The organism is Arthrobacter sp. fls2-241-R2A-200, from assembly GCF_030209745.1.
GTDB lineage: Bacteria > Actinomycetota > Actinomycetes > Actinomycetales > Micrococcaceae > Arthrobacter.
In genome coordinates this window covers 124,935-149,177 of sequence record NZ_JARVRJ010000009.1, presented here as the reverse complement: position 1 = coordinate 149,177, position 24,243 = coordinate 124,935, and the positions used below count along the sequence as shown (strand labels likewise).

The 24,243-nt window shown below is 62.8% G+C and carries 20 protein-coding genes; 8 read left to right on the top strand and 12 right to left on the bottom strand.

Features of this window, described 5'->3' with window-relative positions:
• Positions 1 to 148 precede the first annotated feature (148 nt).
• A complete protein-coding gene (locus tag QRN42_RS10680) occupies positions 149 to 2,311 on the top strand; it encodes an amylo-alpha-1,6-glucosidase (protein ID WP_284979158.1) in 2,163 nt (720 codons plus the stop codon).
• Here the strand turns inward: QRN42_RS10680 and QRN42_RS10675 are convergent.
• On the bottom strand, positions 2,255 to 2,785 hold the full coding sequence (locus QRN42_RS10675) for a GNAT family N-acetyltransferase (protein ID WP_284979157.1): 531 nt from the start codon (positions 2,783 to 2,785) through the stop codon (positions 2,255 to 2,257). The two genes, QRN42_RS10680 and QRN42_RS10675, sit on opposite strands and share 57 nt — an antisense overlap.
• A 144-nt stretch (positions 2,786 to 2,929) precedes the next feature.
• Between QRN42_RS10675 and QRN42_RS10670 the strand changes: the two genes are divergently transcribed.
• Entirely contained in the window at positions 2,930 to 4,087 is a 1,158-nt protein-coding gene (locus QRN42_RS10670) for a hypothetical protein (RefSeq protein ID WP_284979156.1), read from the top strand.
• Positions 4,088 to 4,125: 38 nt separating this feature from the next.
• Here the strand turns inward: QRN42_RS10670 and QRN42_RS10665 are convergent, their stop codons facing one another.
• Genes QRN42_RS10665 through QRN42_RS10630 form a run of 8 tightly spaced genes read right to left on the bottom strand, consistent with a single transcriptional unit; the run spans position 4,126 to position 11,743 of the window.
• Entirely contained in the window at positions 4,126 to 5,094 is a 969-nt protein-coding gene (locus tag QRN42_RS10665) for a magnesium transporter CorA family protein (RefSeq protein WP_284979155.1), read from the bottom strand.
• 53 nt (positions 5,095 to 5,147) lie between these two features.
• Positions 5,148 to 5,735 carry a TMEM175 family protein gene (locus QRN42_RS10660; protein WP_284979154.1) on the bottom strand — a complete coding sequence of 196 codons (588 nt, stop codon included), beginning with the start codon at positions 5,733 to 5,735 and terminating at the stop codon, positions 5,148 to 5,150.
• Positions 5,732 to 6,742, bottom strand: coding sequence for a Gfo/Idh/MocA family protein (locus QRN42_RS10655; RefSeq protein WP_284979153.1), 1,011 nt, complete (start codon positions 6,740 to 6,742; stop codon positions 5,732 to 5,734). The genes QRN42_RS10660 and QRN42_RS10655 overlap by 4 nt, the downstream gene beginning before the upstream one ends.
• 28 nt (positions 6,743 to 6,770) lie before the next feature.
• Positions 6,771 to 7,643 (bottom strand): TolB family protein, encoded by an 873-nt coding sequence (locus QRN42_RS10650; RefSeq protein ID WP_284979152.1) that lies wholly within the window; start codon positions 7,641 to 7,643, stop codon positions 6,771 to 6,773.
• A 7-nt stretch (positions 7,644 to 7,650) separates the two neighbouring features.
• Complete coding sequence (locus QRN42_RS10645) at positions 7,651 to 8,652, bottom strand: sugar phosphate isomerase/epimerase family protein (RefSeq protein ID WP_284979151.1); 1,002 nt, start codon at positions 8,650 to 8,652, stop codon at positions 7,651 to 7,653.
• A 1-nt stretch (position 8,653) separates the two neighbouring features.
• The gene (locus QRN42_RS10640; RefSeq protein WP_284979150.1) at positions 8,654 to 9,880 is read right to left on the bottom strand and encodes a Gfo/Idh/MocA family protein; all 1,227 of its coding nucleotides are present in this window, start codon (positions 9,878 to 9,880) and stop codon (positions 8,654 to 8,656) included.
• A gap of 10 nt (positions 9,881 to 9,890) precedes the next feature.
• Entirely contained in the window at positions 9,891 to 11,012 is a 1,122-nt protein-coding gene (locus tag QRN42_RS10635; RefSeq protein WP_284979149.1) for a Gfo/Idh/MocA family protein, read from the bottom strand.
• Positions 11,012 to 11,743 (bottom strand): sugar phosphate isomerase/epimerase family protein, encoded by a 732-nt coding sequence (locus tag QRN42_RS10630; RefSeq protein ID WP_284979148.1) that lies wholly within the window; start codon positions 11,741 to 11,743, stop codon positions 11,012 to 11,014. The genes QRN42_RS10635 and QRN42_RS10630 overlap by 1 nt, the downstream gene beginning before the upstream one ends.
• A 196-nt stretch (positions 11,744 to 11,939) precedes the next feature.
• Between QRN42_RS10630 and QRN42_RS10625 the strand changes: the two genes are divergently transcribed.
• The 5 genes from QRN42_RS10625 (at position 11,940) to QRN42_RS10605 (ending at position 17,921) form a co-directional block, all read left to right on the top strand.
• A complete protein-coding gene (locus QRN42_RS10625; RefSeq protein WP_284979147.1) occupies positions 11,940 to 13,175 on the top strand; it encodes an ROK family transcriptional regulator in 1,236 nt (411 codons plus the stop codon).
• 205 nt (positions 13,176 to 13,380) lie between these two features.
• A complete protein-coding gene (locus tag QRN42_RS10620) occupies positions 13,381 to 14,712 on the top strand; it encodes an ABC transporter substrate-binding protein (RefSeq protein ID WP_284979146.1) in 1,332 nt (443 codons plus the stop codon).
• A 73-nt stretch (positions 14,713 to 14,785) separates the two neighbouring features.
• Positions 14,786 to 15,760, top strand: a complete 975-nt coding sequence (locus tag QRN42_RS10615; protein WP_284975697.1) for a carbohydrate ABC transporter permease — start codon at positions 14,786 to 14,788, stop codon at positions 15,758 to 15,760.
• Positions 15,753 to 16,592 (top strand): carbohydrate ABC transporter permease, encoded by an 840-nt coding sequence (locus QRN42_RS10610; RefSeq protein WP_284975696.1) that lies wholly within the window; start codon positions 15,753 to 15,755, stop codon positions 16,590 to 16,592. Before QRN42_RS10615 ends, QRN42_RS10610 begins: the two co-directional genes overlap by 8 nt.
• 132 nt (positions 16,593 to 16,724) lie before the next feature.
• Entirely contained in the window at positions 16,725 to 17,921 is a 1,197-nt protein-coding gene (locus tag QRN42_RS10605; RefSeq protein ID WP_284979445.1) for an MFS transporter, read from the top strand.
• A 147-nt stretch (positions 17,922 to 18,068) separates the two neighbouring features.
• On the opposite strand, the gene QRN42_RS10600 is transcribed toward QRN42_RS10605, so the two are convergent.
• The 3 genes from QRN42_RS10600 to aceA all read right to left on the bottom strand — a co-directional run bounded on the left by QRN42_RS10600 (position 18,069) and on the right by aceA (position 22,551).
• A complete protein-coding gene (locus QRN42_RS10600; RefSeq protein WP_284979444.1) occupies positions 18,069 to 19,382 on the bottom strand; it encodes an ATP-binding protein in 1,314 nt (437 codons plus the stop codon).
• 138 nt (positions 19,383 to 19,520) lie between these two features.
• Complete coding sequence (aceB, locus tag QRN42_RS10595; protein ID WP_284979145.1) at positions 19,521 to 21,182, bottom strand: malate synthase A; 1,662 nt, start codon at positions 21,180 to 21,182, stop codon at positions 19,521 to 19,523.
• 22 nt (positions 21,183 to 21,204) lie between these two features.
• On the bottom strand, positions 21,205 to 22,551 hold the full coding sequence (gene aceA, locus QRN42_RS10590; RefSeq protein WP_284979144.1) for an isocitrate lyase: 1,347 nt from the start codon (positions 22,549 to 22,551) through the stop codon (positions 21,205 to 21,207).
• Positions 22,552 to 22,705: 154 nt separating this feature from the next.
• Here aceA and QRN42_RS10585 point away from each other — a divergent pair, with 154 nt between their 5' ends.
• Positions 22,706 to 24,214: an XRE family transcriptional regulator gene (locus QRN42_RS10585; protein WP_284979143.1), complete on the top strand. Its 1,509-nt coding sequence runs from the start codon at positions 22,706 to 22,708 to the stop codon at positions 24,212 to 24,214.
• Positions 24,215 to 24,243 lie beyond the last annotated feature (29 nt).

The following is a 24,243-nucleotide window of genomic DNA, read 5'->3' as shown; positions in this document are numbered from 1 at the left end:
CCAGGGTGGGTGTTATTTTCCTCACCGGCACGGCAAAGTGGAAGGGCGCAACCCGTTGGAATCAGACCAGGATCAGACCAGGACCAGACCAGGACCAGATTTGGACCAGACCATGGGCCCGCCCCACTGCGAAGGAGACCCACCCGCCATGACAGCTTGGAACGAAGACCCGGTGGCCCAGGCCTCCGTGCCCGGTGCCGTAACCGTCGTCGAGGGTACTTCCTTCTGTATCTCGGGGCCTTCCGGTGACATCCACGGAGGCGGTGCGCAAGGTGCCTACTATCAGGACACGCGGGTCGTGTCGCGCTGGGTCCTGACCGTGAACGGCGCGCCCCGTGAACCATTAAACGGGCGAAACCAGGCTGCCTACCACGCGGAGTTTATCGGGCGGGGCCGGTCAGCCGATGGGAAATTCGATACCCCCTTGGTGGTTCAGCATGAACGGCATGTGGGGCCAGGACTTCGAGACGACATCGTCATCAGGAACTACTCGGCGCAGCCTGCCACCTGCCGCATCGACCTAGCGCTCGACGCCGATCTGGAGGACCTCTTCGACATCAAGGGCGGGAACACGGGCAAATCCGAACCGCCGAGGCGCAGCATTGGCCATGAGGTACTGAGTTTCACCTCTGAAGATGCCGACGGGCAACGGCGCGGAGTGACCTTCAAAGCGGCGGGCAGCACCCCAACCGATGAGGGCCTCACGTTCCACGTCAGCATCCCGGCCCGCGGTACCTGGACCACCAGCGTCATCGCAACACCCCTTACCAACGGCGAAACCCCGGAGGAGCCGTTTTCCGCAACAGCACCGCCGGATGGCAGCGTGGGAGTCCGCAGACATCGCGCCTGGGAAGAGCATGTGCCGCGGATATCCGTGACGGATGCCAATGTTCAACAGACTTTGGTCCACAGCCAACAGGATCTCGGCTCACTCCGTATCTTCGACCCCCACCACATCGGCCGCGTGGCCGTCGCAGCCGGGGCGCCCTGGTTCATGGCGCTGTTTGGACGCGATTCCCTCTTGGCGTCCTACATGTCCCTCATGGTGGACCCCGGGCTGGCGGCGGGAACACTCCAAACCCTGGCCGGACTCCAAGGCAGCAAGGTCGATACTGACTCCGAAGAAGAACCCGGCCGAATTCCCCATGAGGTCCGCCTTGGCACCACCGCTGGGCAGTCGCTCGGCGGGACCGCATACTACGGAACAGCCGATGCCACCCCGCTCTTCGTGGTCCTGTTACGCGAGCTGAGCCGGTGGGGAGCGGATCCGGAGGTCGTTAATTCGTTGCTGCCCCATGCGGACCGCGCCATTGAGTGGATGGAGAAGTACGGGGATCGCGACGGCGACGGGTTCATCGAGTACCAACGGCCAAACGAACACGGCTTGGTCAACCAAGGGTGGAAAGACTCCCCGGACGGGATCAACTTCGCTGACGGCCGGATGGCTGAGGCCCCCATTGACCTGGCGGAAGTACAGGCCTACGCCTACGCGGCTTACGTGGCACGCTCATTGCTCGCGAGGGAAGCGGGGGACGCCGCCGTCGAGCGCCGCTGTGCCGAGCGGGCAGCGGCACTGAAGCAAGCCTTCAACGAAAAGTTCTGGCTGTCGGAAAAGGGCTATTTCGCGCTCGCACTGGACAAGAACAAGCAGCCCGTGGATTCCTGTACTTCCAACATGGGGCACTGCCTGTGGGCCGGGATCGTCGATGAGGACAAGGCTTCCCTTGTTGCCGAGCGGCTGATGTCCGCCGAAATGTTCACTGGCTGGGGGATCCGCACCCTCGCCTCGGACATGGGCGCTTATAACCCCGTCAGCTACCACAATGGCTCGGTATGGCCGCACGATACTGCGCTCGCGGCCACCGGCCTGATGCGCTACGGCTTCGTGAAGGAGGCCGGCCAGCTGGCGCTCGGATTGTTCGACGCCGCCAAGCACTTCGGCGGTCAGCTTCCCGAGCTGTTTTGCGGCTTTGGCCGTGACGACTTCTCGGAGCCCGTTCCGTACCCGACGGCGTGTTCCCCACAGGCATGGTCAGCGGCCACGCCGATCCAGCTGGCCCGGGTCCTGCTTCGACTGGACCCGGATTTCACCCGAAACGTCCTCCACCTGGCTCCGATCCTGCCCGAGGAAGTTGGCGAGTTCCAAGCTGATAACGTGCTGCTCGGATCGTCCCGAATCAGCGTCCGGGCGTCGGGTGTGAACGGCACCGTCGCAGGGCTTCCGAATGGCCTGGATCTGCGCACGGAACCTTGGCTAGAGCTCGTGCTCCATGACGAAGTCGTGCTCCACGGTATTTCCGAGCCTGAATGACTTGGTCCCTACCTTCCGGAAGCCGCTCTTCTCGTAAAACCGGATGGCCTTGGCGTTCTCGCTGTTCACTCCGAGCCACACCACGGAGGCGCCCTTGTCTGCAGCATTAGCCAAGGACGCCCGCATGAGCCGTGCCGCAGCCCCTTTACCGTGATGGTCGGGGTGGACGTAGCATTTGCTCAGTTCCGTAGCGGGGTGTGCCGTGAGGACCGACGCGACGTCGTGGTCGCTGGTCCGTTTGGCTACGAGCATGGTGTAACCCCGGAAGTCTCCGGCGTCGTCGAGTACCAGGACGGTGATGTTCGCGTCGGCGAGGTACTCCTTGAAGTTGCCTTCGCTGAGGTTCCCCTCGACGTGGGCCTCGATGTCCTCCGGCGACGCACCGGGCGGGCACGCCAGCGGAAAGGTGATGGCTGCCAACTCAGCCAGCTTCCCGGCGTCGTGCGCCGTTGCGGTGCGGACGGTTTCAGCCATGTGGTTCCCCCTTGGAGTGTTTCTGCGGGCAATGCGCCTCACCGCATCCTAAGGGAAGTGGCTGTGCGCTGACCCCTATGTTGCTGTGAGGTCTAGCATGCTTGTAGGCAGCAACGCTTATCACGCACGGGTTAGGAATCTTGGGTGGCCGTAGTAGTTGGGTGGATCAGCTTCCCGGTTGGGTTGCTCCTGTTGATTTGGACGTGGACAAGCGTGATCGGCGCTTTGATCGTGCCCCGTCAGCACAAACACAAACTCTCGGCCGCAGCGGCCGTTATCGCCGAGGCAATTTTTTCTGTTGCCCGCAGGCCCATCAAAACGTACAGGAAGCTGGACAGGCTTCTGGCATGGCAAGCGCCGATGCAGTTGTTCATCAGGCTGGGCATGTGGATGATGTTGTTGTATCTTTCCTTCGCGCTGATGCTACTGCCGTTTGTCCAGACCGATCCGTACCGGGCCTTCAGCGAGGCCGGTTCGGCATTGTTTACCCTCGGCTACGCAGCGCCGGACCAACTGGGCAACACAGCATTGGTGTACTCCGGGGCTTTTACCGGTTTGGTGGTCATCGCACTCCAGGTCGGCTACCTCCCCACCCTTTACTCGGCATTCAACCGCCGTGAATCTGAAGTCTCCCTTTTGCTATCACGCGCTGGTTCTCCGGCATGGGGGCCGGAGTTGCTGATCCGGACCAGGTTCGGGCTTTCAACCGTGGACAGCACAGCGGAACTGGGCACGCTCTACGGGACGTGGGAGCGATGGGCCGCGGATGTCGCTGAGTCCCACACCACGTACCTGACCCTTTGCATGCTCCGTTCGCCGCTGCCCGAGTCGAACTGGTTGACCGCCTTGCTCAGTGTCATGGACAGCGCTGCCCTCCAACTCTCCTTGAGCCCGGGTACCGCACCAACACTGCGGGCACGATTGATGCTGCGCATGGGCTTTTCGTGCCTGAACCAGATCGCCGGAGCCCTGTCCATCCCTGTAGTGGAGGACGTGAACCCGGACGACGATACCGAGCTGACGTTCGAGGAGTTCAGCGACGCGGTTCAGATGCTCCGCGACGTCGGCTACCCAGTGGAACACAGTACGGAACGGGCCTGGCCACATTTTCGTGGGTGGCGGTTGAACTATGAATCCGTCGCCTACCGGCTCGCCTATGCCATCGACGCTCCGCCGGCCCTCTGGAGCGGGCCCCGAAGGCTGGCGACCGCCCAGATACCGCCGAAGCGCCCCGCCAACCGGATAGCCAGCGATGCCCGGCCGGAGGATCCTCAGCGGGACCTTCGCGGCCCCATCACCTGACCTTCACCATCGTCGGGCTGCTCGCCTGCGTCACTTGGTCAGATCCATTCCTTGCGCTTGAAGGTCATGTAGAGCGCGGCCGAAGCAAGAACAATGAGGGTCAGTGACAGCCCCAGGCCAAGGGGGGACTGGAAGCCAAGGAACGGGACGTTTTGCCCGAAGAAACCGGTGACGGCGGTGGGGACGGCGATGATTGCGGCCCAGCTGGTGACCTTTTTCATGACAAGGTTCATCTTGTTGCCCTGAATGCTGATGTGGGTCTCAAGGATTGTGGTCACCAGGTCCCGCAGGGACTCTGTCCACTCCGAGACCCTGAGGACGTGGTCGTAGACGTCTTGGAAGAAGGGCTGCATCTCGGGCTCAAGGACGTCCAAGTCCCGCCGGAGGATGGTGTTCAGTACTTCACGCATTGGCAGGACTGCGCGCCGGAGCTGCACCAAGGACTTGCGAAGTTCGAATGAGCGGCGCTGCAGGTCATGATCGGCCGCGTGGTCGTCAAAGAGGACTTCCTCCAGCGAATCAATCCGGGAATCCAACTCCTGCACTGTTTCGAAATGACCGTCAACAATGAGGTCCAGAAGGCCCCACAGCAGGAATGCGGTTCCATGCACGGCCAGATCGGGTTCGGCGTCCCAGTGTGCCGTGAGTACTCCGGGGTCCATGTCCGGACCATGCACCGTCACCAGGGCACGCTTGCTGATGAACGCCTTGATCTCCGAGACCTTGAGTTTGCTGGATTGAGTATCCAGTTCAGCGTGATACGTAGCGAGGAAAAGGTGTCCCGGGTAGCGGTCGAGCTTGGAACGCTGGTGCTCGTGGACGGCGTCTTCCACCGCGAGGCGGTGCAGTCCGAGCGCCTTTTCAATGGCTTCCAGATCCTCGGCCGACGGCGAGGTGTAGTCAACCCAGACGGTGGCTCCCTCTTCCTGGATCAGGTCGTCCAGTTCCTCGATCCGGAGATCTTCGCGCTCAATACGTCCATCGCGGTACAGCCTCGTGCGCATCATGGTCCTCATGGTAGGCCACCAACCATGGGCTTGTGTCCGCGAGGGCGCGAGTGTCAGCCTTGGTGTAACTGCGTGACGAAGTGTTCTAAGCGCCTGTCCGGCACAAGCCAGATCAACGCCACCACAGTGTAGACCGCGACTCCGAGCAGTGGGTGCAGGAAAGTGAGCGCGATGCCGGACAAATAGATGAACGGGGACGCTTTGCCTTTCCAGTCCTTACCGACTGCTTGGGCCAGTGCGCCGTCCCGGCCCTGCTGCCGGATGAGCGACTGCTGCAGGACGTAGAACGCAATGGCCGCGCAGAGAAGGTTGAGCCCGTACACCAGAACCGGTACCTGTAAGAAGCCGGACTCGTCCATCCACCGGGTGGTGAACGGGAACAGGGATATCCAGAACAACAAGTGCAGGTTGGCCCACAAAATCCTGCCGTTGACGCGGTCAGCCAGTTGGATCAGGTGGTGATGGTTGTTCCAGTAGATTCCGACGTAACCGAAGCTCAGCAGGTAGCTGAGGAACGTGGGGAGGACCCCCAAGAGGCCGTGCCAGGTCGGTTCATCCGGCACCCGGAGTTCCAGGACCATGATGGTGATGACGATGGCCAAGACACCATCACTGAAGGCTTCAAGGCGGTTCTTGTTCACGCAACAACTTCCGTGTCGGCCGCGTAAGCCAGGCCGATTTGACGGCGGATTTCGTCCATCGCGGCCATGATCCCGACCGTTTCTTCCGGGGGCAGCATGGAACCGGCCGTTTCTCCGGCCCGGACCAGCCGTTCCAACTCCGCGGCCTGGTACTGCATGCCCCGGCCGGTGACCGGCTGGTCGTAGCGTTCCAGCACCTCCCCGTCCCCGGAGAAAACCGTAAAGGGAACGGGCATGTACCACGTGTGCTCGATGTCGATATAGCCTTCGGTGCCCACCACCATGGCGCGGTTGGCGCTGGCTGCGTCGAGATCGCAATCCACGATCGCTTGGGCACCGTTGGCGTAGTTGAAGACCGCCGCAGTTTGACGGTCGACGCCGGTGGCCGTCATGGAGGCACTGGCATCGATGGTTTCCGGGGCGCCGAGGATGTCGAAGGCAAAGGAAATCGGATAGACGCCCAGGTCCAGCAGCGCACCTCCGCCCAAGGCAGGATTGTTCAACCTGTGCAGTGGGTCCTTGGGCAGGCGCTGGTTGTGGCTGGCGACCACTTTCCGGATCTCCCCGATGGTGCCTTCGCGGATGATTTCGCGGATGCGGATCATGTGGGGGAGGAACCGCGTCCACATTGCTTCCAGGGCCACCAGGCCCTTGGACTCAGCGAGGTCAGTGATCTCGCGGGCCTCCCGGGCATTCATGGTGAAGGACTTTTCCACCAAGACATGCTTTCCGGCGTTGAGGGCCAAAAGCGCGTTGTCGCGATGGAAGGGGTGCGGAGTGGCCACGTAGATGACATCCACTTCGGGGTCCGCCGCCAGGTCCTCGTAGCTCTGGTGCGCGGTGGCAATACGGAACCTGTCGGCGAACGCCCTGCTGGATTCCAAAGAGCGCGAGCCCACAGCCTGCACGGTGAAACCGTTCTCCACGAGATCCCGCGTTTGTGCCCCTGCAATGAAACCGGTGCCAAGGATTCCCCAACGGATGGGAGTCTCGGATGGAATTCTCACGTGTTATTCCTCTGTTGGGCCGGCAGCTTCATTCAGCCAGCGGGTATGCCACGAACGCGAAGCGCTCCGAATCCGGCGACCAGCTGTTGACGTTGAGGGTACCTTGGCCGCCGAAAAGTGGCCATTCGTGCAGCGGAGTCTTCCAGTCACCTGTTGAAACAAGTACGACGTCGACACGCAAGTCCGCGGGATGGCCCTTGGTTCCGCTGGGGAACCGGATGTAAGAAGCGTAGTGCCCATCAGGGGAGAGGTGCGGGAACCAGTCCACAGTGGTGCTTTCAAGGAGACGTTCGAAGCCCGTTCCATCGGTCCGGAGCCGGGCCAACTGGGCATGGCCGGCCGCCGTCGAGAAGGACTCGGTGTTCAAGTAGAGCCATTGTCCGTCTGGTGAGTATTCGGGACCGTCGCAGTGGCCGGTGCCGACGTCTACCATGGTGGCGGGGCCGCCGTCGGAGTTCATGGTCATGAGCCGCCCGGGCTTCGTGAAGTCTCCCGCCTCGATCCCCACATAGGCAAGCGCCTTGCCGTCGGGACTGACACCGTGGAGGAAGTGGAAGGAGCCGTCGTCGCCTGTGATGCGCGTGGCGGCCCCTCCCTGCAGGGAAGCCCTGTAGATGTGACCATCGTTGGCGGAGAGGAAGATGCGTTCGCCGGCCGGTGCCAGGACGTGGTCGTTGTTGAGGTCCTGGACGCCCGTCAGCGGAACTTCTGCGGGTTCACCACCTGAAACGTCCAGCGTCCACAACTTCCCGCCCCCGTTGAGGACAAGTGCTGCACCGTCGAGGGTCCAGTTCGGGGCTTCGAGGAGAAGCTCGTCGGTGCTGTACACGAGATGGGACTCTCCGGTCACCGACGCGATCCACACCTCGCAGCGCTGACTTGCTTGAAGGGTGCGGATCACGTTGGTGTTAGTCCTTGGTGTTGAAGGCGGCGTCGAAGCTGGTTTGTGAGGCGGGGAAGTCGAATTTTTTGAGGGCGGCGAGGGCTTCGGGTGCTCCGTGGAGGCGGTCCATGCCGGCGTCTTCCCATTCGATGCTGATGGGCCCGTTGTAGCCGATCGCGGTGAGGGCGCGGAAGGAGGATTCCCAGGGGACGTCGCCGCGTCCGGCGGAGACGAAGTCCCAGCCGCGGCGGGGGTCGCCCCAGGGCAGGTGGGAGCCCAGGACGGTGTTGCGGCCGGTGGGGCGGAGCTTGGTGTCTTTGCAGTCCACGTGGTAGATCCGGTCTTTGAAGTCCCAGATGAAGGAGACGGGGTCGATGCCTTGCCACATCATGTGGGAGGGGTCCCAGTTCAGGCCGAACGCTTCCCGGTGGCCGATCGCTTCGAGGGTCCGGACGGTGGTCCAGTAGTCGTAGGCGATCTCGCTGGGGTGGACTTCGTGGGCGAAGCGGACCCCGTTTTCGTCGAAGACGTCCAGGATGGGGTTCCAGCGGTCGGCGAAGTCCTGGTAGCCGGCGTCGATGACTTTTTCGGGGACGGGCGGGAACATGGCGACGTACTGCCAGATCGCGGAGCCGGTGAATCCGACCACGGTATCCACGCCCAGGGCGCGGGCGAGCCGGGCGGTGTGTTTCATTTCTTCGGCGGCGCGTTGGCGGACGCCTTCGGGTTCCCCGTCGCCCCACACGCGGGACCCGACGATCGCTTCGTGGCGGAAGTCGATCGGGTCATCGCAGACGGCTTGGCCTTTGAGGTGGTTGGAGATGGCCCAGACCTTCAGGTTGTACTTTTCCAGGATCGCGAGTTTGGATTCGACGTAGCCGGGTTCGTCCCAGCGCCAGGCGTCCAGGTGGTCTCCGGAGACGGCGATCTCCAGGCCGTCATAGCCCCAGCCCGAGGCCAGGCGTGCGACTTCCTCGAAGGGCAGATCGGCCCACTGACCGGTAAACAAGGTATACGGGCGGGACATGTCAGACTCCTTCGGCGGTGCTGCTGCTGGACAGTTGGATCAGTGAACTTTTGGCTGCGGCGGATTCTTCGATGGCGGCCAGGATGTGTTGGACGTTCAGGCCTTCTTCGAACGACGGCGACGGCGTTTCCCCGGAAGCGATGGCGGTCAGGAAGTCCCGGATTTGGTGGGTGAACGTGTGTTCCCAGCCGATGATGTGGCCTTGGGGCCACCAGGCTTGGAGGTAGGGGTGGTCGGGTTCGTTGACGAGGATCCGGCGGAAACCCTGTTCCCGGACAGGGAGGGTGGCGTCCAGGAACCCGAGTTCGTTCAGGTTCTCGAGGTCAAAGAGGATGGTGCCTTTCTCGCCGTAGATTTCCAGGGCGAGGGAGTTTTTCCGGCCCGTGGCCACCCGGGAGACTTCCACCGAGGCGATCGCTCCGGAGGCCAGGGTCAGCGTGGCCCAGGCGGCGTCGTCGACCGTGACATCTTCCAACCCGCCGGCAGGGCTGTCCGGGCCGGGGCGCCGGTCCACGAAAGTGTGGAGCCGGCCGGTGACCTCCGTGACGGCGTCCCCGAGGAGGAAAAGCACTTGGTCGATGGCGTGGGAGGCGATGTCCCCGAGAGCTCCCGAGCCGGCGGTTTCTTTGCGCAGCCGCCAGGTCATGGGGGCTTCGGTGTCGGTGAGCCAGTCCTGCAGGTACGCTGCCCGGACGTGCCGGACGGTGCCGAGGCGGCCTTCAGCGATCAGTTCGCGTGCCAGCGCCAGGGCCGGGACGCGGCGGTAATTGAAGCCGATCATGGACTGCACGCCTTTGGTCCGGGCTTTGGCCGCGGCCGCGGTCATGAGTTCGGCTTCGGCCAGGGTATTGGCCAAGGGTTTTTCCACCAGGACGTGCTTGCCGGCTGCCAGTGCCGCGACGGCGATCTCGGCATGCATCCAGCCCGGGGCGCAGATATCGATGATATGGATATCGTCCCGTTCGATGACCGAGCGCCAGTCCGTGGCGGACTCGGCCCAACCATACCTGGCCGCGGCTTCCGCCACGGCCGTGGCGTCCCGGCCCACGAGCACTTTCTGCTCGAAGGCCGGGACATCAAAGAAGCTGGCCACGTTCCGCCACGCATTCGAATGAGCCTTCCCCATAAAGGCGTATCCAATGGCAGCCACACCCAACGGGCCGGAAACCTGGCTGTTAGCGGGGCGGGACGCCGGAGGTTCGGACGGGGCGGCTTCGTGATCCAGCATCAGGTGCGTCCTAGAGGGTAGCGGCGGTCGGGTCCCAGTCAGCGGGCAGCGGAGGAGCTGCGACCGCAGTACTGGCCAAATCGATGAAGGTTCCGGTCTCGATGGATTCGGCGATCGAAACCATGGCATCGAGTACGTGGTAGGCCAGCTGTCCCTGGGCCCGGTGCGGAACACCGGCTCGGATAGCGCGGGCCATTTCCAAGACGCCGGTACCACGGGAGGACGTCGATCCGACGGCGGAAATGACCTCCGGCTCCGACGCGCCACGGCGGGTCAGCAGGATATCGCCGTCGAACATGTTCGGATCCGGGAAGGCGATGGTGGCTTCGGTCCCGTTCACCTCGACAAAACCAGTCCGCTGCAGGTTCGAGTCAAAGCTGAAGATGCTCTGGGAGGACTCGCCTCCCTCAAACTGGGCAATCGCGCTCACGTGGCTGGGCACCGTGACGTCGAATTCCTCGCCGGCCTTGGGCCCGGAACCAATAACCCGCTTCTGCCGGGAGACGGACCCGAGGGCCGCCACCTTGGCGATGGGACCAAAAGTCTGGATGAGCGTGGTCAGGTAGTAAGGGCCGATGTCGAACAATGGTCCGGCGCCCTCTTGGAACAAGAACGCAGGATTCGGGTGCCAGGATTCCGGCCCGGGGGACTGCATCAGCGTCAACGCGGTCAGCGGGACGCCGATCCCGCCTTCGGCGATGATGCGCTGTGCGGTCTGCAGGCCGGCGCCCAGGAACGTGTCAGGCGCACAACCGAGGCGGACGCCTGCCGCATCAGCGGCTTTGAGCAGCGCGAGGCCGCTTTCACGGTCCAGCGAGAACGGCTTTTCGCTCCAAACGTGCTTCCCGGCATTGGCGGCAGCGGTAGCAACCTCCACGTGGGCTGCCGGGGTGGTCAAGTTGACCACGATTTCGACGTCGGGATGCGTCAGGGCTGCCTCGACGCCGCCGGAGGCAGCGATGCCGAACTCGGCGGCGCGGGCTGCGGCAGCGTCCTCGAACATGTCTGCCACGACGTGGACTTTCACGTCAGGGAAGCTGGTGAGGTTGGTGAGGTATTCCTTGCTGATCACGCCGGCGCCGATGATGCCGATGCCGACGGGACCCGTGCGCGGGGTAGTTGTCTTTTCCATTACTTGCCTGCCTTCAGGTACGCCAATGAATCGCTGACGGCGTCGAAAATGTCTCCGTTAAAATCATCCAGCTCCACGACGCCGGCCTCGAGGTTCTTTGCGGCCTCGATAACGTCCCAGATGGGCATCTGGCCGGAGCCCACGGCAACCTGGTCTTTGTCCACCTTGGTGAGCGGTCCGTCCTTGATGTGGATAAAGCGGACCCTGTCCCCGAGCCGTTCCAGCAAGGCAACAGGCTCTTCTCCGCCGACGGCGGCCCAGTAGGTGTCAACTTCGAGCACCACCCGGGGATCAAGGTTCTCAGCGAGAACCTCGAGTGCGGACCGGCCGTTGATCCGGTTTTCGAGCTCGAACTCGTGGTTGTGGTAGCCGACAGCGATGCCGTATTCGGCACCCTTGGCCGCAGCTGCATTCAGTGCCTTGGCCGTTTCTTTGATATCCGCCTCTGTGGTCCACTGGGCGGCGTCGACGTGCGGATCGATGACCGTTCCGATGCCGAGCTTCTGCGCGGCCTGGAAGATTTCGTCCTGGTTGGCGCGGAGCAGTGGCGCATGTCCCGACGGTGCAGTGAGCCCGTTCTTGCTCAATGCGGTGGCCAATGCGTCGGCGTTGGCCACGAAGTTGTAGGGTTCCACCGCGGTGAAGCCCAGCTCGGCCACTCGCTTAACGGTGCCTTCCAGATCTTCTTCCAAGGGGCCGCGGACGGTGTAAAGCTGTAGGGAGTAAGTCACAGGTTCTCCTGGCATAGATGCTTTCGGCCCAAGGCCGATCCCGGCAGTTGCTGGCTCTTGCGCAGCGATTCGTTATTGCGGACCGCCGCATCAGTAAAGCTAGAACAGCTTTTGCCGACAGTCAAGCAAAAGTTAGGGCTACTTTGGCGCAATGGTGATTGTGACAGGAATAAGCCCCCCGTGCTTTTATTGATCCATGTCCAATCCGCCGGTCACTGAGCTGCAGTCCGCCCGTATTCCCGCGTCTGCCGCTTCTGTCGCGTCGGCGCCCGGACAGTCCCGGACGGGAGAACTTTTCCAACTACTGCGTGACGGCCGTGCACGCACGCGCGCTGAGCTCGCGGAAATGACCGGACTGGCAAGGTCGACTGTCGCAGCCCGTGTTGACGCCTTAACGTCGCTGGGCCTCATAGCGCCGGCCGGTGAGGCGTTCTCCTCAGGCGGCCGACCGCCGTCGCGCTTTGCTTTCCAGCCCTCCGCACGTGTGGTGATCGCCGTCGACGTCGGAGCCACGCACATCCTGGTTGCCGCGACCGATCTCAGCGGCCGTGTCCTGGCTGAGTCACGGGTGGAAATGGAGGTGTCGGCCGGACCGGAAGCGGTGCTTGACCTCGTCGTCGGGCTCTGCCGCACGCTGCTGGCCCAGACGGGCCGGGACGCGCGCGAGCTGGCCGGGATTGGAATCGGCTTGCCGGGCCCGGTGGAACATTCCAGCGGGAAGCCTGCCAACCCTCCGATCATGCCCGGCTGGGACGGCTTCGACGTGCCCCACTACATCCAGCGCAGTTTCGATACCCACGTTGTGGTGGACAACGACGTAAACATCATGGCATTGGGGGAGCGGGCTTTCTTTTGGCCCGAGGTGGACAGCCTCCTCTTCATCAAAGTTGCCACGGGTATTGGCGCGGGCATCATCGGCGGCGGCCTGCTGCAACGAGGTGCTGACGGTACCGCGGGCGACATCGGCCATGTGCGGGTGCCCCGCGGGGACGGTGTCCTCTGCCGATGCGGCAACTACGGTTGCCTGGAAGCGCTGGCCTCCGGACCTGCCGTGGCCGCCGCGCTCACCGCTGAGGGAGTGCCGGCTGCAACCGGTGAAGACGTCCTCGAGCTTGCCCGCCGGGGCAACCTCAAAGCCATCCAAGCTGTGCGCCAAGCGGGCCGCGACGTGGGAGACGTACTCGCAACCTGCGTCAGCTTGCTCAACCCCTCGGTGATTGTTATCGGCGGCGGCTTGGCTGCCGGCGGAGAGTACCTCCTGGCTGGCGTGCGCGAGGTGGTCTACCAGCGTTCCTTGCCGCTCGCCACTGCCCGGCTTCGGATCGTCCAGTCGATGGCGGCGGACGAGGCCGGCGTGCTCGGCGCCAGCCGGATGGTTGTCGACGACGTCCTGTCGCCAGCGAGCATCGAAGCCCTCCTGGAAAAGGCCTAGCCTCTCGGGCGTTGCCCTTGTCCGGCGTCCGCCTTAGCACTTGCGTGCCCATTTCCCGTCGCGCTCTCACTGCACCAAAAATTCTTTGCCATCTGATTCAAAAACTTTTGATTGACTAACGACATAAGTTCAATTAGCTTTGTGGAAAGTCCGGAGGCCGGACTCTCGATGCGCATCTGCGAATCTCAGACAAGGAAGTCATGAAGTGAAATTTCGTACCCTTGCTGCTACTGCTGCCATTGCGGCGCTAGCACTTACGACAGCCGCCTGTGGCGGTAACAACAACTCTTCTTCCCCTTCTTCCGCGGGATCCTCCGACTCTTCAGGATCGGGCGGAACGCTCACATACTGGGCCAGTAACCAGGGCACCAGCTTGGACAATGACAAGCAGGTCCTGACTCCCCAACTGGAGAAGTTCACCCAGCAGACCGGTATCAAGGTCAACCTGGAAGTCATCGGCTGGAATGACCTCCAGACCCGCATCCAGACGGCCGTCACCTCAGGCCAGGCGCCCGACGTCGTGAACATCGGTAACACGTGGGCGGCTTCGCTGCAGTCCACCGGGGCCTTCATGCCCTTCGACGATGCGGCGTTCAAAGCCATTGGTGGCAAGGACAAGTTCGTCAAGACCGCCATGGATACGGGCGGAGTGGCCGGCCAGGATCCGACCTCGGTTCCCGTTTACGGTCTGGCCTACGGCCTCTACTACAACAAGGCGATGTTCTCCGCTGCTGGTTTGACCCCGCCGAACAACTGGGAAGACCTCGTTACGGATGCCCAGAAGCTGACCACCGGCGGCAAGTACGGCTTTGCGCTGGCCGCGGGCAGCTACACGGAAAATGCACACTTCGCCTTCATCAACGCGGCCCAGAACGGTGCGGACCTCTTCGACAAGGACGGCAAGCCGACCTTCTCCTCCGATGGAGTAGTCAACGGGATCCAGCGCTTCCTGGACCTGATGCAGAAGGACAAGGTCGTCAACGTCGCCAACGCGCAGTATGACAACGGGACCAAGGCAGTCAACGACTTTGCCACCGGCAAGGTAGCCATGATCCTGAACCAGAACAATGCCGATAACTCCATCGTCGCCAACGGCATGACCAGCGACAAGTACGGCGTCGTTCCGTTCCCGGCACCTTCGGATGCCAAGTCCCAGGTTGCCAGCCACGTTGCAGGCATCAACTTGTCCATCTTCAAGAACACCAAGAACAAGGACGCTGCACTGAAGTTCGTCAACTTCATGACCAGCGCCGAGACCCAGACGGCACTCGACAAGCCGTTCTCGGCCCTGCCCGTACTCAATGGAGCCACGCCCAACTTCACGGACAACGCCGCTGAAGCGAAGACGTTCGCGGACATTTACTCCACCAAGTCCAAGCCGCTTCCGTTGGTACCGGCAGAGGACCAGTTCGAGAGCACCGTTGGCAAGGCGATGAACCAGATGTTCGCCAAGATTGCCTCCGGTGGAACCGTCAGCACCGATGACATCCGCACCGCCATGAAGACGGCGGAGCAGCAGGTCGCAGCCGCCGGCTAGCGCCAACTCGGGTGGTGCCGGCAACCCCGGCACCACCCGCCCGGCCCGCCCGCCCTACAGAAAGGTCAGTTCCGTGGCTGCTGCAACGGCACCCCCTAGCACTACCGAGGCCCCTCCGAAGTCCGAGCTTAAACAGCGCCGCCCACGCCCATCGGGCTGGTGGTTGCCCTACGCCCTGCTGGCGCCTGCCATCGTTTTCGAAGTGGTCATCCACATCATTCCCATGGTCACGGGAATCTGGATGAGCTTCCTCAAATTGACCAAGGCTTTCATTTCGAATTGGGGCAATGCGCCCGTCATCGGCACCAAGAACTATGAAGTTGCCCTGGACTTCAACGGAGCGGTCGGATCGGCTTTGCTTCAGTCCTTCCTGGTTACGTGCGCCTTCACTCTCTTGGTGGTCGGGATCTCCTGGGCGCTGGGCATGGCGGCTGCCGTGGCCCTCCAAGGGAAATTCCGCGGCCAAGGCTTCTTCCGGACACTCTTCCTGGTTCCCTATGCGTTGCCGATGTACGCCGGCATCATCGCCTGGAAGTTCATGCTGCAGAAGGACACCGGCGCGGTCAATCACTTCCTTTATGACAACCTCCACTTGGGCGGGGACAAGCCGTTCTGGCTGATCGGCGATAACTCCTTTGTCTCCATCGTGGTGGTAGCCATTTGGCGGCTTTGGCCCTTCGCCTTCCTGATGCTGATGGCAGGGCTTCAGTCCATCCCCACTGACGTCTATGAGGCGTCCGCCGTTGACGGGGCCAAGCCCTTCCGGCAGTGGCGGTCCATCACGCTCCCCATGGTTCGGCCCGTGAACATGGTGCTCCTGCTGGTGATGTTCCTGTGGACATTCAATGATTTCAACACGCCGTTCGTCCTGTTCGGCAATGCCCAACCACCTGCCGGGGACCTGATCTCCTTCCACATCTACAACGCGTCGTTCCTCACGTGGAACTTCGGCTCGGGTGCGGCCATGTCCGTGATGCTGCTCTTGTTCCTGCTGCTGGTCAGTGGAATCTACTTGCTTGTTTTGAACCGGAGGTCCCAGCGTGCGTGAAACCAGTGGAATTAAAGTATTCCGAGTTATCGTCATCGCGCTTCTGACGATTTTCACGGTGGTACCTGTCTACGTCATGATCACCTCGGCGCTGAAGCCCCTGTCGGACGTTCAGGGCGCCTTCACCTGGTGGCCGACGTCGGTAACCATCGCCCCGTTCATTGACATGTGGCAGACGGTGCCGCTGGCGTCGTATTTCGGCAACAGTGTCATCGTGGCCGGAGCCGCGACCATCCTGAGCCTGATTATCGCCGTTTTCGCCGCCTACGCGATTTCCCGCTATCGGTTCCTCGGGCGAAACATCTTTTCTACCGCAGTGCTGTCCACCCAGATGTTCCCGGGTGTGCTCTTCCTGCTGCCGCTGTTCCTGATATTCGTGAACATCAACTCATCGGTGGGGATCCAACTTGTGGGTACCCGTGCCGGCTTGGTCATCACCTACTTGACGTTCTCCTTGCCGTTCTCCATCTGGATGCTCGCGGGATACCTGGACGGTATTCCCCGGGATCTGGACGAGGCCGCCAAGGTGGACGGCTGCGGTCCGATGGGCGCCCTGTGGCGGGTGGTGCTTCCGGCGGCGCGTCCGGGACTGGTGGCTGTTGCTATCTACAGTTTCATGACCTCTTGGGGCGAAGTTCTCTTTGCATCCGTCATGACAACGGATGCCAACCGGACCTTGGCCGTCGGTTTGCAGCTCTACTCCACGCAGACCAACGTCTATTGGAACCAGATCATGGCAGCGTCGCTGGTGGTCAGTGTCCCGGTCGTCGTCGGCTTCCTGTTGCTGCAGCGAAACTTCGTCGCGGGCCTCACGGCCGGCGCTGTGAAGTAAAGGACGACCACGCGGGCATACCAACGGGAGGAGTTTCAGAGTTTCTGTCACACTGCGTCCGCACTGGAGGCCTGTGATAGCAATGGAACTGATGAAATCGTACTTATGTCCGCTGACCGAACCGCAACTCCCATGAGCGCCAAGGTGCACGCGAAGGCGCCGAGCGCCTGGGTCCTGCTGGTCTCGATTGCACTCATCGCACTCAACATGCGCGGCCCTTTTGTGTCCGTGGCTCCCGTCGTGGGTCTCCTGCGGCGGGATCTCGGTCTTTCCCCGGTTGAACTCGGTTTGTTGACCGGGATTCCGGTTCTCTGCTTCTCCCTCGCTTCACCCCTGGCGTCGATGGCCGGGCGCCGCCTTGGTGCTGAGTTCGCGGTGATGCTGACCCTGATTGGCGTGCTGGCCGGCGTCGTACTCCGCTCCGTTGCCGGTGGTGCCATGGTGATGGCCGGCACCGTGGTGATCGGTGTGGCGATCACCATCGGGAACATCGCCGTCCCCCTCATCATTCGTCGCGACTTCGCGCCGCGGCGGCAGGCGGGCGCCATGGGCATCTACACGGCGGCGCTCAACATCGGCTCCTTCCTCACGTCCGTGGCCACCGCGCCTCTCGCGGATCTCGTTGGCTGGCGGTTGGCCCTGGCGGCGAGTGCCCTGCTGGCCCTGGCGGCGATCGTATTTTGGATCCCCGCTGTTGGTGCACGCAGGGCGTTTGTTCCGGTTGCGGTTCCCGCGGTGGAACGTGCCGGCGATTCCCAGGTTGCGGGCGTCCGCTGGCTGACCGCCGGACTGACACTGGGTTTTGCCGGGCAGGCTTTTTCCTACTACGGCGTCACGGCTTGGCTGCCCAGCTTCCTTTCCGACGAGCTCGCTATGGGCACCGCCCAAGCTGGTGCGGGCTCGTCCCTCTTCCAGATCTTCGCCATCGTGGGAGGCCTCGGGGTGCCGCTCCTGGCCCGGTTCGCCAGTACGACGACGGTGGCGGTCACCCTGAGTGCGCTGTGGCTGACCGTACCGGTAGGCCTGTTGTTGGCGCCGGGATGGTGGTGGCTGTGGTCTTCCCTTGGCGGCGTTGCCCAAGGCGGCGGTATCACCGTCATCTTCATCGCCATCATCAAGTTTGCCCGGGACCAGGCCTCCGCGGGGAAGATGTCTGCCGTGGTGCAGGGCGTTGGTTACTGCTTCGCCGCGTTGGCACCCACCGTTGTGGGGTACGTCCACAGCGTCTCCGGGGGTTGGACGGTGCCCCTCTTGGTTATCCTCTTCTCGGTCATCGCGTTTTGTGTGTGCACTACGCTGTCCGTGCGCTGGGCGGCCGGCCAGCGGTAGGCGCGCGGCTGCCCAGCGCCTTAACCCCGTGCGGAAGTTTTGAGCGACCCTCCACCGTCAACTACCAGCTGATCACCGAACTCATCCTAGGGATCTGCGGTAGCGACTGACGGGTTCATGGCTTCTCCTGTTCTGCTGGCGGGTGGGCTAAGTCCTGCCGAGCACGTCGATGTCTTCGAGGAACTCCTGGTATACCTCGTCGCTGACGGTGGTGCGGGTGTCGGCGATCGCGTCAAGGTAGTCCTGGGTAACCGGCCCCTTCCGCCGATCGGAGGCAGCCGCACCGGACGAGCCCGGGCCAGCACCGTCGTCGTATACGGCTTTTTCCAAAGCCCGCTGGGAGGCGCTGCGCGCAGCGAACTCGATATCCGCCGGCGAGAACCCCTCCGTCCGGGCCACAAGCCGCCCAATATCAACAGCATCCACCACCGTCGAGGGAATGAAGCGCCGCCACATAGCTTCGCGGGCGTGGACGTCGGGAAGGCCGATGGGGATGACGTAGTCGAAACGGCCGTGGCGGAGGAACGCGGTGTCCAAGGCCCGGATGAAGTTGGTGGCGCAGACCAGCAGGCGGCCGGGTTGTTCGCGGAACGCGGGGATGATTTTCAGCAGTTCGTTGGTGACGCCCTGTAGCGGAGAGGGCGGGTCTCCGGCGCGTTGTGATGCGATCTCTTCGACCTCGTCGATGAACACCACGGCGTGTTCCAGCTCCGCGATTTCCAGGAACGTCTCGCGGAGTGCACCGGCCAAGCCCTTCGGATCAGCCGCCAGACGTGAGGGAAAGACTTCCACGAAAGGCCATTCCAGCCGGGAAGCGATGGCCTTCGCGAACGTGGTTTTGCCCGTGCCGGGCGGACCGAAGAGCACCACGGCGCGCGGTGGAACCACACCGTACTCGTCGGCGAGCTCGGACTCGGCCAGCGGTAACACCAGTCGGCGTTCCAAGAGGTCTTTTTCGCGTCTCATGCCGGCCACGTTTTCCCAGAGGTCCCGCGCGAGGATCCGGCCGCCGAGCAGGCTCAGCGGCTCGAGTTCCTGGCGCTGCACAGGGATGGTCCGCTCGAAGTAGCGCAAGTTCTTCTTCACCACGAAACCGCGGCCAATGAACGCTTCCACGCGGGTTTCGGTTTCGGGCATAAGCGCGGAGAGTTTGTTCAGGCCGTGCGGTGCCATTCGGTTCTCGACGGCGGACAGCAGCGATGTTCCTATGCCCCGTCCCCGGAACTCCGTCAGCGTCGCGAGGAAAACCACCCAGCCTTGATCATGCGCGGCACGCCCGACGGCGGCACCCACCACCTGGTCGCCCTGCACCGCCACCACGGCATGGTCTTTTTCGCAGGACGCAAGGACCTCCGACAACGCGTAGACCGGCTCCACGCCAGCAGCCTTGAGCGACTCCCAGAGATGCAGGATGCCGTCCAAGTCCGATGAGTGAAAGTCCCTGATGCGCCAGCTTGTCACGGTCATGCCTCCTTAGTTAGCGAACGAAAAGCTGGGCTGCCTCCCCGACGGTCGGGGTCACTTGTTGCGATGAGTGCTGGCAGCCCAGCTTCCGGGCTCGGTGTTGTTCCGGGGTGGTTGCCCGGTCTGTGTCGCCGGTTAGGCGGCGACGAGTTCCTCTTTGGTTGCTTCCTCGCGTGCTTCGCTCAGGTAGCGGGCGTAGGCGGGGATGGTGAGGAAGGTGGGGAATTCTTCGGCGAGGGTGACTTCTTCGAAGATGGCGCGTGCATCCGCGAAGCGGTCATCATCGAAGCGTTCCAGGCGGGCGAATTCTTCATCGAGCATCTCCTCGACCCATTCACGGGTGATGATGTCGCCATGGTCCGTGATGGCGTGCGAGTGGATCCATTGCCAGAGTTGGGAGCGGGAGATCTCGGCGGTGGCGGCGTCTTCCATGAGGTTGTGGATGGCGACGGCGCCGTTGCCGCGGAGCCAGGACTCGATGTAGCGGATGCCTACCTCGATGTTGATCCTGATCCCGGCCTCGGTGATGGTGCCTCGGGTGCTGGCAATGTCGATCAAGGCACGGTCATCGGGGGTGACGTCCTCGCGGGAGCGGTCCAGCTGGTTGGGCTTGTCTCCCAGGACTGAGTCGAACACTTCCCGGCACACGGGCACCAGGTCCGGGTGGGCTACCCACGAGCCGTCGAAGCCGTCGTTGGCTTCACGGGTCTTGTCGGCACGCACTTTCTCGAACGACGCCGTGTTGGCGGCTTCGTCCTTGCGGTTGGGGACAGCTGCTGCCATGCCGCCGATGGCCATGGCTCCGCGGCGGTGGCAGGCCCGGACCAGTTGTTCGGTGTAGGCGCGCATGAACGGCTGGGTCATGGTGACTTGGCCACGGTCCGGGAGCACGAAACGCGGTCCCCGGGTACGGAAGTTCTTGATCAGGGAGAAGATGTAGTCCCACCGGCCGGCGTTCAAGCCCGCGGCGTGGTCGCGGAGTTCATACAGGATTTCTTCCATTTCGAACGCCGCGGTGATGGTTTCAATCAACACGGTGGCGCGGATGGTGCCCTGCGGGATGCCGAGGAGATCCTGGGCCAGGACGAAGATGTCATTCCATAGCCGTGCTTCGAGGTGGTTTTCGATCTTGGGCAGGTAGAAGTACGGGCCCTTGCCTTGGGCGAGCAGCCGCCGTGCGTTGTGGAAGAAGAACAGCCCGAAGTCCACCACTCCGCCGGCGATTGGTTTGCCGTCGATCAGCATGTGCTTCTCGGGCAGGTGCCAGCCGCGGGGGCGGACCACGATGGTGGGCAGGTCCTCGGCGGGGCGGAGCTTGTATTCCTTAGTGCGTCCGTCGGCGGTGGAGGTGAAGTCGATCCTGCGCTCCAAAGCATCCGTCAGGTTCAACTGGCCTTGGATCACGTTGCGCCACGTCGGGGTGGAGGAATCTTCCATATCCGCGAGCCACACTTTGGCGCCGGAGTTCAATGCGTTGATGGTCATCTTCTTGTCCACCGGGCCCGTGATTTCCACGCGGCGGTCCTCCAGGCCCGGGGCCGGAGGAGCGACGCGCCAGGTCGGGTCGTTGCGGATGCCCTCGGTTTCCGGCAGGAAGCGAGGGTCCTGGCCAGAGGAAATCTGGTTGCGGCGGGTGTGCCGGGCCTGCATCAGCTCCTGACGCCGATCCGCCGTCGCCCGGTGGAGTTGGCCAATGAACTCGAGCGCATCCGGAGTGAGGACCTCGTTCTGCCGGCAGATAGGCTGCGCGGTCAGGGTGATGCCATTGATGGTGAAGTTGTCAGTGAAGCTGTTCACGGCGCTTTCCTTTCGGGAGTGGCTAGTGGAATTGGCCCTCTTCGGTCGATCCGACCAAGGCGAGGGTGGACGCGTTCGGGTTGAGCGCGGTGGCGATGTCGTCGAAGTATCCGGTGCCGACTTCGCGCTGGTGTTTGGTAGCGGTGTAGCCGCGGGACTCGGAGGCGAATTCCTTTTCCTGGAGCTCGACGTAGGCGCTCATGCCTTCACGGGCGTAACCGTGGGCGAGATCGAACATCGAGTAGTTCAGGGCGTGGAAACCAGCCAAAGTGATGAATTGGAACGTGAAGCCCATGGCGCCGAGCTCGCGCTGGAACTTCGCGATCGTGGCGTCGTCCAGGTGCTTGCGCCAGTTGAACGACGGCGAGCAGTTGTAGGAGAGCATCTGGTCAGGGAACTCGGCCTTGACGGATTCGGCGAACTTGCGGGCAAGTTCCAGGTCCGGGGTACCGGTTTCCATCCAGATCAGGTCCGAGTACGGGGCGTAGGCCTTGGCGCGGGCGATGCACGGTTCGATCCCGTTGCGGACCTTGTAGAACCCCTCAGGAGTGCGGACGGGCTGGCCCGCTTCGCGGAGGATGAATTCCTGGTCGCGTTCGTCAACGTCCGAGGTGATCAGGGTCGCCGCTTCAGCGTCGGTGCGGGCGATGATAACGGTAGGGGTATCGGCGACGTCGGCTGCCAAGCGTGCCGCGTTCAGGGTGCGGATGTGTTGCTGGGTGGGAATCAGTACCTTCCCGCCAAGGTGGCCGCACTTCTTCTCCGATGCGAGTTGGTCTTCCCAGTGAACGCCCGAGGCACCCGCGGTGATCATGGACTTCATGAGCTCGTAAGCGTTCAGGGGGCCGCCGAACCCGGCTTCGGCGTCGGCCACGATCGGCACCAGCCAATCCTCCACGCTCTGGACTCCCTCGGCGTACTCGATCTGGTCCGCGCGGAGCAGGGCGTTGTTGATCCGGCGGACAACCTGGGGGACCGAGTTGGCCGGGTACAGGGACTGGTCCGGGTACGTCTGGCCTGAAAGGTTCGCGTCGGCGGCGACCTGCCAACCCGAGAGGTAGATAGCGCGGAGCCCGGCCTTGACCTGCTGCACGGCCTGGTTGCCGGTCAGGGCGCCGAGGGCGTTGGTGTAACCACCGGTGGATGCTTCCTCGGTGAGCTGCTGCCACAGCTTCTCCGAACCGCGGCGGGCCAACGTGTGCTCCTCGGAAACCCGCCCACGGAGGCGGACGACGTCGGACGCCGAGTAATCGCGGGTGGTGCCTTCCCACCGCGGATTTGCGGACCATTCAAGTTCCAGCGCTGCGGCCTGCTCGCTTGCGGTCTCCTGAGCGGACGTCTGGTCTGCTGGTTCAAACGATGCGGTCATTGCATGTCTCCTAATATCCAAGCGGGGCTTCCCGGGCCGGCCGCCGCTGCGTCTTTGCAGCTTCGGCCGGCTTTCCCGGGTTTGTGTTTCTTTTTCGTAAGGCCTACTTTTCAGCACTTCCACAAGCCTTTCTAGGGGAAAGCTATGGAAAGAAATGCACTTCTTCGCGTATTCTCAAGAAATGTCGCCTGGGAGCTGGAATCGTGACGTCGCGTCGCCGTCGTTGTCCCCGTCGTCCCCTGAGTTGGACGTCATCAGCCTTGGCCGCCGCGTGCGCCATTTGCGGAAGCAAGCCGGGCTGACCCTTGATGACTTGAGTGCCGCCGTCGGGACCGCTCCGAGCCAGTTGAGCCTGATTGAGAATGGAAAGCGGGAGCCCAAATTGGGCCTGCTGCAGCAGCTCGCGGCGTCACTGAATGTGGGCATTGACCAGTTGCTCGGGGCTGAACCGCCCAGCCGCCGCGCTGCCCTGGAAATCGAGCTCGAACGGTACCAACGTGGGCCGCTGTACGAGTCACTGAACCTGCCGAAAATCCGCATCAGTTCGCGGCTTCCGCTCGATGTGCTGGAGTCCCAGGTGGGGCTGCTCCAGGAGCTCGAACGAAAGCTTAATGAGCAGGTGGCGACGCCGGAAGAAGCCCGCCGTGCGAATGGCGAGTTGCGTGCCATGATGCGCGAGCGCGGTAACTATTTTCCCGAGTATGAAGCCGAAGCACAGAAGGTCCTTAAAGGGGTCGGCTACACCTCGGGCCCGCTCAGCCAGCACGTCATCGCGGACATCGCTGAGAACCTCGGGTTTTCGCTGCATCACGTCAGTGATCTGCCGCATTCCACGCGGTCCGTGACGGATTTGAAGAACCGCAGAATTTATCTCACGCAGAACCAGCGGCAGGACCACGACCCTCGGTCAGTGCTTCTCCAAGCGCTGGGTCATTACGTCCTGGGCCATGAGACACCGCGGAATTACGGTGATTTCCTGGCGCAGCGGGTGGCCACCAACTACTTCGCTGCTGCATTGTTGTTGCCGGAGCAGGCCGCTGTCGAGTTCCTGCAGAAGGCCAAGGCCGCGAAGGAAATCGCCGTTGAGGACATCCGGGATGCGTTCGCGGTGTCTTACGAGACGGCGGCGCACCGCTTCACCAACTTGGCCACCAAGCATCTGGGTATCACCACGCACTTCCAGAAGACCCACCAGTCGGGCATCATCTACAAGGCTTACGAGAACGACGGCGTGACCTTCCCCCAGGATCACACGGGGGCCATCGAGGGCCAGCCATCGTGCAAGGCCTGGACCTCTCGTGCAGTGTTCGACGTACCGGATAAGTTCAGCGCTTACAGCCAGTACACCGACACCCCTTCCGGCACTTACTGGTGCACGGCCCGCACCGAGCGATCTGTCGCAGGTGAGTTCTCCTTGAGCATCGGAGTGCCGTATCAGCACGTGAAATGGTTCCGGGGGCGGGAAACCACGGCGCGGGCAACCTCTACCTGCCCGGATCCCAACTGCTGCAAACGTCCGCCGGAATCCCTCGCAAACGAGTGGGCCGGTAATGCGTGGCCTTCCGCGAGGGCACATTCGCACTTGTTGGCAGCCATGCCTCCGGGTGCCTTTCCCGGCGTGGATGAGACCGAGGTGTACTCGTTCCTGGCCGCTCACGCTTAAATGCGCGACGCCGGAGGGTTGCCCAGCTA